9 protein-coding genes are annotated in these 9824 nt (G+C 63.0%); 8 read left to right on the forward strand and 1 reads right to left on the reverse strand.

What is annotated here, in order from left to right; translation table 11 throughout:
* The first annotated feature begins 8 nt into the window (after nt 1–8).
* The 5 genes from OEZ49_RS10020 to OEZ49_RS10040 are packed head-to-tail and all read left to right on the forward strand — an operon-like array spanning nt 9 to nt 6197.
* Nucleotides 9–641, forward strand: coding sequence for a DUF2460 domain-containing protein (locus OEZ49_RS10020; RefSeq protein ID WP_263388170.1), 633 nt, complete (start codon nt 9–11; stop codon nt 639–641).
* Nucleotides 641–1528, forward strand: coding sequence for a DUF2163 domain-containing protein (locus tag OEZ49_RS10025; protein ID WP_263388171.1), 888 nt, complete (start codon nt 641–643; stop codon nt 1526–1528). The genes OEZ49_RS10020 and OEZ49_RS10025 overlap by 1 nt, the downstream gene beginning before the upstream one ends.
* Nucleotides 1525–1971, forward strand: a complete 447-nt coding sequence (locus tag OEZ49_RS10030) for a C40 family peptidase (RefSeq protein WP_263388172.1) — start codon at nt 1525–1527, stop codon at nt 1969–1971. Before OEZ49_RS10025 ends, OEZ49_RS10030 begins: the two co-directional genes overlap by 4 nt.
* Entirely contained in the window at nt 1971–5897 is a 3927-nt protein-coding gene (locus tag OEZ49_RS10035; protein ID WP_263388173.1) for a baseplate multidomain protein megatron, read from the forward strand. Before OEZ49_RS10030 ends, OEZ49_RS10035 begins: the two co-directional genes overlap by 1 nt.
* 3 nt (nt 5898–5900) lie before the next feature.
* Nucleotides 5901–6197: a DUF7742 family protein gene (locus tag OEZ49_RS10040; protein ID WP_263388174.1), complete on the forward strand. Its 297-nt coding sequence runs from the start codon at nt 5901–5903 to the stop codon at nt 6195–6197.
* Here OEZ49_RS10040 and OEZ49_RS10045 read toward each other — a convergent pair.
* Nucleotides 6178–6516 (reverse strand): TraR/DksA family transcriptional regulator, encoded by a 339-nt coding sequence (locus tag OEZ49_RS10045; protein WP_263388175.1) that lies wholly within the window; start codon nt 6514–6516, stop codon nt 6178–6180. The genes OEZ49_RS10040 and OEZ49_RS10045 overlap by 20 nt on opposite strands.
* A gap of 84 nt (nt 6517–6600) precedes the next feature.
* Here OEZ49_RS10045 and cysE point away from each other — a divergent pair, with 84 nt between their 5' ends.
* From cysE to OEZ49_RS10060, 3 genes are all read left to right on the forward strand, one after another.
* On the forward strand, nt 6601–7413 hold the full coding sequence (cysE, locus tag OEZ49_RS10050) for a serine O-acetyltransferase (protein WP_164132596.1): 813 nt from the start codon (nt 6601–6603) through the stop codon (nt 7411–7413).
* Between the two features lie 283 nt (nt 7414–7696).
* Nucleotides 7697–8761, forward strand: a complete 1065-nt coding sequence (locus OEZ49_RS10055) for a PLP-dependent cysteine synthase family protein (protein WP_263388176.1) — start codon at nt 7697–7699, stop codon at nt 8759–8761.
* 429 nt (nt 8762–9190) lie between these two features.
* The coding region (locus OEZ49_RS10060) for a hypothetical protein (protein WP_263388177.1) at nt 9191–9824 on the forward strand (634 nt) is incomplete at its 3' end.

Below are 9824 nucleotides of genomic sequence, written 5' to 3' on the forward strand. Positions count from 1 at the left end.
AGCGCAGGATGAATTTCCACGAGGTCAGATTTCCCGCCAACCTGAGCTTTGGCTCGGTCGGCGGGCCAGAGCGGCGAACCGATATCGTGACGCTGGTCAACGGGTATGAGGAGCGCAACACGCCCTGGGCGCATTCGCGCCGCCGCTATGACGCGGGCGTGGGCATGCGATCCCTGGACGATGTCGAGACGCTGATTGCGTTTTTCGAGGCGCGGCAGGGGCAGATGTACGGGTTCCGCTGGAAGGACTGGTCCGATTACAAGTCGAGCCTGGCCTCGGTGGAGGTCAAGTTCGACGATCAGGTGATCGCCAGCGGTGACGGGGTCGAGTCCCGGTTTCCGCTGATCAAGACCTATCGCTCGGGACAGTTCAGCTATGCGCGACCGATTGCCAAGCCGGTGCTGGGCAGCGTGCGGGTGGGCATCGACCAGGACGAGATGAAGGAGGGCGTCGATTACACGGTCGACCCGGCCACCGGGCTGGTGAGTTTCGTGACGCCGCCGACCGAAGGGTCGGTGATCCGCGCCGGGTTCGAGTTTGATGTGCCGGTGCGGTTCGACACCGACCGGATCCAGACCAGTGTCGCCAGCTTCCGGGCGGGCGACGTGCCCAATGTGCCTGTGGTCGAGGTGCGGGTCTGATGGGCGGGGTAAGCGAGGCCTTGCAGGCCCATCTGGCGCGCGGGGTGACCACTCTGTGCCGGTGCTGGGCCATTCGGCGCAAGGATGGCGAGACATTCGGGTTTACCGATCATGATCGTGCGCTGAGTTTCGAGGGCGTCAGTTTCAAGGCCGACAGCGGGCTGTCGGCGGCGGCACTGGAGCAGAGTACCGGCCTGTCGGTGGATAATTCCGAGGCGCTGGGCGCGCTCAGCGATGCGGCGGTGTGCGAGGAGGATATCGAGGCGGGCCGGTTCGACGGTGCCGAGGTACTGTCCTGGCTGGTGAACTGGGCGGAGCCCGAGCAGCGCTGGTTGCAGTTTCGCGGCTCGATCGGCGAGCTGCGCCGGGGCGGCGGGGCGTTCCATGCCGAGTTGCGCGGGTTGACGGATGTGCTGAACCAACCTCTGGGGCGGGTCTATCAGAAGCCCTGTACCGCAGTGCTGGGCGATGTCCGGTGTCGGTTCGATCTGGCCACGCCGGGTTACACCACCGATCTGGTGGTGGGCGAGATGGAAGGGGCGCGCCTGTTTTGCTGGCCCTCGCTCGACGGGTTCGAGCCGGGCTGGTTTCAGCGGGGGCGGGTCGACGTTCTGGACGGGTCGGCAAAGGGTCTGTGGGCGCTGATCAAGAGCGACCGGTTCGTCGACGGGCGGCGCGAGATCGAGCTGTGGGAGCCGATGCGGGGCGGCATCCGGGCGGGCGACGCGGTGCGCTTGGGCGCAGGCTGTGACAAGAGGATGGAGACCTGTCGGCTGAAGTTCAACAATCTGTTGAATTTCCAAGGATTCCCCGATCTCCCGCGCGAGGATTGGGTGATCGCGACGCCGAAACGGACCAGCGCCAATACTGGCGGGAGCCTGCGATGAGTACTCATGGGGGCAGGATCGTGGGCGTGGCCCGGCACTGGTTGGGCACGCCTTACCGTCATCAATGTTCGGTCCGAGGCGCGGGCAGCGATTGCCTGGGCCTGATCCGGGGCGTCTGGCGCGAGCTGAACGGGGGAGAGCCCGAGGCGGTGCCGGCCTACTCCATGGACTGGTCCGAGCCGCAGGGCGAAGAGCGCCTGTGGGCGGCGGCGCGGCGGCATCTGCGCGAGGTTGCGGGAGCTGACATGGCGCTGGGTGAGGTGCTGTTGTTCCGGATGCGGGCGGGCAGCGTAGCGAAGCATTTGGGCATCGTCTCGGCGACGGGGACCTGTCCCCGGTTCATCCACGCCTATAGCGGGCATGGTGTGGTGGAAAGCCCGCTCAGCGCGCCATGGATGCGGCGCGTGGTGGCCCGGTTCGAATTTCCCTTGGAGGTGTGCTGATGGCGACGATACTTCTTTCGGCTGCGGGCGCGGCCATCGGCGGCTCGATTGGCGGGACCGTCGCGGGCCTGTCCTCGGTTGTTCTGGGGCGGGCCGTGGGGGCCACGCTGGGGCGGGTGATCGACCAGCGTCTGCTGGGATCCGGGGCATCGGCGGTGGAGACCGGCAAGGTGGACCGCTTCCGCTTGACCAATTCAGGCGAGGGCAACCCGGTTGCCCAGGTTCATGGCCGGATGCGGGTGGGCGGTCAGGTGATCTGGGCTTCGGATTTTGTCGAGACCACCTCGGTCAGCGGTGGCGGCAAGGGGGGGCGTTCGCAGCCCAAGACGACGACCTACAGTTACTCGGTCTCGCTGGCGGTGGCGCTGTGCGAGGGCGAGATCGCGGGCGTGCGGCGGATCTGGGCGGATGGCGAGGAGATCGCGCCCGCCGAGCTGGACATGCGCGTCTATCGCGGCACCGAGGACCAGCTGCCCGATCCGCTGCTGGAGGTGATCGAGGGGGCGGATATGGTGCCCGCCTATCGCGGCACCGCCTATGTGGTGTTCGAAAACCTGGCGCTGGACCGGTTCGGCAACCGGGTACCGCAGTTTTCCTTTGAGGTGGTGCGCGGGGAACAGCCGGGTAGCGCCGATCACGACCAGAGCCTGGCGCAACTGGTGCGGGGGGTCGCGCTTATCCCCGGGACTGGCGAGTATTCGCTGGCCACGACCCAGGTGAATTACTCCAACGGGCCGGGCAGCTATTGGGCGGCCAACACGAATTCGCCCTCGGGACAGACCGACTTTGTCACTTCGATGGAGGCCTTGTGGGACGAGTTGCCGGGAACCGGGGCAACGTCGCTGGTGGTGTCGTGGTTTGGGGACGATCTTCGCTGCGGTTCCTGCGAGATTAAGCCCAAGGTCGAGCGTAAGGAGATCGACGGGGCCAATATGCCCTGGCGGGTATCTGGCATGACACGCGCAACTGCGGAGGAGATCGCGCGGGAGGCGGACAGGCCGATTTATGGCGGCACACCGGCGGATGCGGCGGTAGTCGAAGCGATCCGGCACATGAATGACAGCGGTCAACGGGTGATGTTTTACCCGTTCATCCTGATGGATCAGCTGGAGAGCAATGCCTTACCCGACCCCTGGATCGGGGGTGAGGGGCAGGCGCACCTGCCGTGGCGCGGGCGGATCACGTTGAGCGTGGCGCCGGGTCAGCCCGGCTCGCCGGACCAGAGTGCCGGGGCCGATGCGGAGGTGGCGGCGTTTTTCGGCGTGGCGAGTGCTGCCGATTTCACCGTTGGCGAAGGGGTTGTTACCTATACCGGCTCGGAGGGGGACTGGGGAATGCGGCGGTTCATTCTGCATTATGCCGCGCTCTGTGCGGCGGCGGGCGGGGTTGCGTCCTTTTGTATCGGGTCCGAGATGCGCGGGCTGACACAGATCCGCGGTGCGGCTGGTTTTCCGGCGGTTACAGCGCTGCGGGCGCTGGCGGCCGAGGTACGGTCCATTTTGGGGACAGAGACCAAGATTGGCTATGCAGCCGACTGGAGCGAGTATTTCGGATATCAGCCGCAGGACGGCAGCGGCGACCGGTATTTCCACCTGGACCCGTTGTGGGCGGATGCCAATATCGACTTTGTCGGGATCGACAATTACATGCCTTTGTCCGACTGGCGCGATGCGCCGGGTCATGCCGACGCGTCGGCTGGGGCTGCGGCGATCTACGAGCAGAGTTATCTGCGCAGCAATGTCGAAGGCGGGGAAGGGTACCATTGGTACTATCACTCGCCCGAGGCGGAAGCGGCGCAGATCCGCACGCCTATCACCGACCAGGCGCATGGCGAGCCCTGGGTCTGGCGTTACAAGGATATTCGCAACTGGTGGTTGAACAGTCATCACGAGCGGATCGGCGGTGTCCGGCAGGCGGTGCCCACCGATTGGGTGCCGCAGTCGAAACCAGTCTGGTTCACCGAACTGGGCTGCGCGGCGGTGGACAAGGGGACCAATCAACCCAACAAGTTCGTCGATCCAAAATCCTCGGAATCGAGCCTGCCGAAGCATTCGAACGGCGCGCGCGATGATCTGATCCAGATCCAGTATCTGAGGGCAGTTCTGGGGTATTGGGGCGATCCGGCGGCCAATCCGGTGTCCGAGGAATATGGCGGCCCGATGATCGATCTGGACAATGCCTATGTCTGGGCCTGGGATGCGCGACCGTTTCCGGCCTTTCCGAACAATCGTGACCTGTGGTCCGACGGGACGAACTATGCCCGGGGTCATTGGCTGAACGGGCGCAGCGGCAACCGGACGCTGGCAGCAGTGGTACGCGAGATCTGTGGTCGAGCAGGGCTGGCCGAGATCGACGTCAGCCGGTTGTGGGGGATCGTGCGCGGCTATGTGGTGGATCAGGTGAGTGACGCGCGGGCGGCGCTGCAACCGCTGATGCTGCGTTACGGGTTCGATGCCATCGAGCGGGACGGGACCCTGGTGTTCCGTCTGCGCGACGGGCTGGAGCCGGTGGTATTGGACCCCGAACTGCTGGCCGTACATGACGAGATCGAGGGGGACCGCGCCTATCGGCGCGATGCCGAGGTCGAGATGAGCGGCCGGGTGCGGCTCCGGTTCGTGCAGGCGGATGCCAACCACGATGTGGTCTCGGAAGAGGCGGTGCTGCCCGATGCGGCGACGCATGCGGTCTCGTCGAGCGAGATGCCGCTGGCGATGACCCGGGCCGAGGGGCGGCAGACGGTGGAACGCTGGCTGGCAGAGGCGCGGGTGGCGCGGGAGGTGGTTCGTTTCGCTTTGCCGCCATCGCGCATGGCGCTGGGCGCGGGAGATATCGTGAGCCTGCCCGCCGCCGATGGTGAAACCGGCAGTCTGTTCCGGCTGGATCGGATCGAACAGGCCGAGTTGCAGCTGGTCGAGGCGGTTCGGATCGAGCCGAATGTGTATCTGCCGTCGGATATGGCCGAAGACCGGCCTGTATCGCAGGAGTTTGTGCCACCGGTGCCGGTCCTGCCGGTGTTTCTGGACCTGCCGCTGTTGAGCGGGGACGAGGTGCCGCACGCGCCCCATATCGCGGTGACGGCGCAACCCTGGCCGGGCACCGTGGCGCTCTATTCCTCGGATTCCGACGAAGGCTATGAACTGGACGAGATCCTGGCCGCGCGCGCAGTGATCGGGATGACGGAATCGCCGATGCAACGGGCGGCTGTTGGGTTATGGGACCGGGGAGCGGCGGTGCAGGTAAAGCTGGTCGCCGGAGCCCTGGAAACGCGCCCGCTTGAGGCGATCCTGAGTGGCAAGAATCTGGCGGCGATCGGCGACGGGTCCTCGGGTAATTGGGAGCTGTTCCAGTTCCGCGATGTCGAACTGATCGCGCCGGATACCTATCTGCTGCGGAACCGGCTGCGGGGGCAGGCGGGGACCGATGGGGTGATGCCCGATGTCTGGCCTGCGGGTTCCATGTTCGTGCTGATCGACCCTCGGGTAGTGCAGGTCGGGTTGAGCAGTTCGCAACGCCGGGTCGCGCGCCATTACCGGATCGGACCGGCGAGGCGGGGATATGACGATCCGTCTTACACGCATCTGGTCGAAGCCTTTGACGGGATCGGTCTGCGGCCTTACGCCCCGGCGCATCTGCGGGTGAGTGAGACGGGAGGCAATCTGACGGCGCGCTGGATCCGCCGCACGCGGATCGACGGCGACGATTGGACGATGCCAGAGGTCCCGTTGGGCGAGGAAAGCGAATCCTACCTCGTGCGTGTCAGCAAGGACGGCACCGTTTTACGGGATCAAACGATCACCCTGCCGGAGTGGACCTATCCCGCAGCGCAGCAGGGTGCCGATGGCGCGGTGCGGCCCTTTGACGTTTCGGTGGCGCAGATCTCGGCGCGGTTCGGGCCCGGCGCTTTTCGGACCATCACGGTGACGTAATCCATGCGGCCGGTCCTGCATGGCGATGTCTGCGCGGCGGCGCGCGTTCTGCTGAACGCGCCCGCCCTTGGCCGCGAGGTGCTGTGCTGGCGCATGATCGCCGAAGCGGAGGTTGCCGACCGACATGTTCAGAGAACCGGACGGATGCACCCGCTGTTTGGCAACGGGTCGCTGATGTCGGCCGCGCGTAAACGCCTTCTGGCCGACGAGCCGGGATTTGACGACCCGGATTACTGCCTGTGTTTTGAAACGGTACTGCGGGTGCTGATTGCCCGGGCGCTTAGCCGCGAGAGCAACTGACGCATAATGTGGCCGCAGGGTCGATGCGCAACCGTCCTTGTGGCAGATCCTCGCCACAGGTGTCGCAATAGCCGTATTCGCCCTCGTCCATCCGCCGCAAGGCCAGGTGCAGGCGGCGTTTTTCGATATCGCGGCGGCTTTGCTGGGCCTTGGCCATCGCTTGGTTCTGCAAAGCGTCCATCCGGCTGAGCCTGCCCACGGTCTGCTGGTCCAGTTCCACCACGGACCGGGCGTCTCGGCCTGCATCCGAGCCCTCGTCCAGCTCGGCGATGCGCTGGGCAATGAGCTTGCGAAAGACAGACAGATCCTGGCTATTCATTTTTGTTGTTCCTTCGATCACGCATTGCGGTTGGCCAAATCCATCCTATCTCGCTAGATTAGGCGCAGCAAAGGATGACAGGCCATGATGGAAACACGCACCAAACTCGCCCCCGTCGACCCGGTCTGGGACCGGATCACAGCCGAAGCACTGGAGGCCGTGGACAAGGAACCGTTGATGGGCGGGCTGGTCCATGCCTGTATTCTGCACCACAGGAACCTGGAAAAGGCGCTGTCCTATCGCATCGCGGCCAAGCTCTGCTCAAACGAGATGTCGATGGTGGTGCTGCGCGAGATCGTCGATGATGCTTATGACAGCGCGCCCGAACTGATCGAGGCCGCGCGCGCCGACCTGATGGCGGTTTACGAGCGCGACCCGGCTTGCCACCGGTTGTTACAGCCGATCCTGTATTTCAAAGGGTATCAGGCGATGCAGGCCTATCGCGTGGCGCATTGGTTGTGGACGCGCAAACGCTATGACCTGGCCTATTTCTTTCAGATGCGGGTGTCCGAAATCTTTGGCGTCGACATTCACCCGGCGGCCCGGATCGGCAAGGGCATCATGATCGACCACGCCCATTCGATTGTGATCGGCGAGACCGCCGTGGTGGGCGACAATGTCTCGATGCTGCATTCGGTGACGCTGGGTGGGACGGGCAAGGAAGAAGAGGACCGCCACCCCAAGATCGGCGATGGTGTGCTGATCGGGGCAGGGGCCAAGGTACTGGGCAACATCAAGGTCGGCCATTGCAGCCGCATCGCCGCCGGTTCCGTGGTGCTGAGCGAGGTTCCCCCCTGCAAGACAGTCGCGGGCATTCCGGCCAAGATCGTGGGCGAGGCGGGTTGCGACCAGCCCTCGGTCAACATGGATCAGCGGTTTCCGAACGGGTCGGACTGAGGCGCCTGTACCGCTGCATTCATTTTCGGTGTAAACAAGAAAGGGGTGCAAAGCACCCCTTTCTTGTTTCTACTCAATTAGAGGAAAATGTTTTTTCATAGAGGCTTGCCGGTGACTATTGATCCTAGATGGCGAGCTGCGGAAGCCCAAGGTTCCAGTTCTGCGCCGAAACGGGCAGCGGCTGATCCTTTCGCACACGGGCCACCTTGCGGTCCCGTCTTACGGGGCGCATTATCCCGTGCAACAACGAGACTTTCTGCAGTTTGACTAAGGGGGGCAAACGATGATTTTCACCACTACGGGCCGCGGGCGGCTTTATGGCTCGATCCTGGAAACGGTGGGCAATACGCCTGTGATCCGGTTGAACACGATCGCGCCCGAACATGTCACGATGTACGTGAAATTCGAGGCGTTCAATCCGGCCGGTTCGGTCAAGGACCGGCTGGCGCTGAACATCATCGAGGCCGCAGAGCGCGAGGGTCGGTTGCAACCGGGCCAGACAGTGGTCGAGGCGACCAGCGGCAATACCGGCATCGGGCTGGCCATGGTTTGTGCCGCCAAGGGCTATCCGCTGGTCATCACCATGCATGACGGCTTCTCGGTCGAACGGCGGCGTCTGATGCGGATGCTGGGCGCCAAGGTGGTGCTGACCCGCAAGGAGGACAAGGCGGTGGGCATGGTGGTGAAAGCCAAGGAACTGGCCGAGGCAAACGGCTGGTTCCTGGCGCATCAGTTCGAGACCAAGGACAACGCCGATATCCACGCGGCCACCACCGCACAGGAGATCCTGGGCGATTTCGAAGGCGAACGGCTGGATCACGTGGTGCTGGGCTATGGCACCGGCGGCACCGTCACCGGCCTGGGCCGTGTGCTGAAAGGCGTGCGGTCCGGGTTGAAGATCACCCTGAGCGAGCCCGCCAATGCCGCGCTGGTGCAGTCGGGCGAGGCGCAACAGCGCAACGCCGAGGGTGAACCCGCCGCGACCCATCCGGCCTTCAACCCGCACCCGATCCAGGGCTGGACCCCGGATTTCATCCCGCTGGTGCTGCAAGAGGCGCTGGATCAGGGCTATTTCGACGCGCTGGAACCGGTGAGCGGCCCCGAAAGCATCGCCTGGTCCAAACGGCTGGCGGCCGAGGAAGGCATCCTGACCGGGATATCGGGTGGCGCCAGCCTGGCGGCAGCGATGAAGGTGGCTGAAACCGCGCCCGAGGGCTCGGTGCTGCTGGCGATGCTACCCGATACCGGCGAGCGGTACCTGTCGACACCGCTGTTCGAGGATATCGCGGCGGAGATGGATGAGGCCGAACAGGCGCTGTCGACCTCAACCCTCGGTTACCAATACTGATCAGCGCGCCGCCGCTGGCAGGGTGCAGCCGCGGGCGGGGTGCTTGCGGCGGCGGTTGCGGGTTGAGTATTTGGGGAAAGATGAAAGGGGGCAGGGGGGCGTTTCTTTTATTGGCTTCCTATAGCGCTTTCGGGTGAGCTGTGGTTCGACCTGTCTCAGCTTCTGCTAGGCCGGACTTTGCTGCCGTTCGTGTATGTGGCGAACAAACACTCTAAATTTCGTCATCATGAGTGCGCCGTGGGTGGAAGGACTAAGCCGCTCCGCGGCGCTGGTGCCCGCGGCAGTTGTTGGGTACAGGTTTTGTCCAGTAGCGATTCTTTCAATCCCCTCAGGCAGGTTTTGCCAAGGCCTAGAATTCACTCAAGCCTATGCTGCGGCGTGGCATCGACGCTACTCAGGCGTTAGTTTCCAAAAGCGGGCGTTATAAACATGAAAGAGAAATTATCAAGTAAGGCCGAGAAGTACATTCATTCCCGTGATCATTTCCGTAAGATTGCACAGCATAACTTTCTAGCGTTCAATGATCATGCCAATTTGCTCATTTCTTCAACTAATGAGCTTGTGGCGAGTCTGACGCTCTTTGTTTCCGGTAAGAGCTTTAGAGAGATTGAGAATGGGCTTTATTTGGCCGATCTAATGGTCTCTTTCTGTCGCTCTCACTTCATTGCCTCTGACCTTATTCTTGGCGGCGAGCTTGTCGAAGGTGCAGTAATCATTCGAAAGCAGATGGAACTAGTCGCAAGACTAAATGAATTGTCCTATGATCTAAGCTTCGACAAGTTGGTGAGAAGAACACCAAACATCAAACACCTCAAGAGCGGCATCAATAAACTTTATTCCGAATACTCAGAAATATCTCACTCCGCCAGCCCCAAAGTGATGCAAATCCTTGGGCGGAAGGAATTGGAGCAAGGAGCGTTCACCCCAGTATATCCGGAGTTTCAGGATAACGCGTACGTTGCAATGCAACATCTCATCATGACCGCACTAGGGTCTGTTGAGATTCACTTTGAGTTCAGGAGAGCGGCGCAGGCATTGATGATTGCCGTAAAGCTGAGGTCTG

This window comes from Ruegeria marisflavi, from assembly GCF_025673445.1.
Taxonomy (GTDB): Bacteria; Pseudomonadota; Alphaproteobacteria; order Rhodobacterales; family Rhodobacteraceae; genus Ruegeria_B; species Ruegeria_B marisflavi.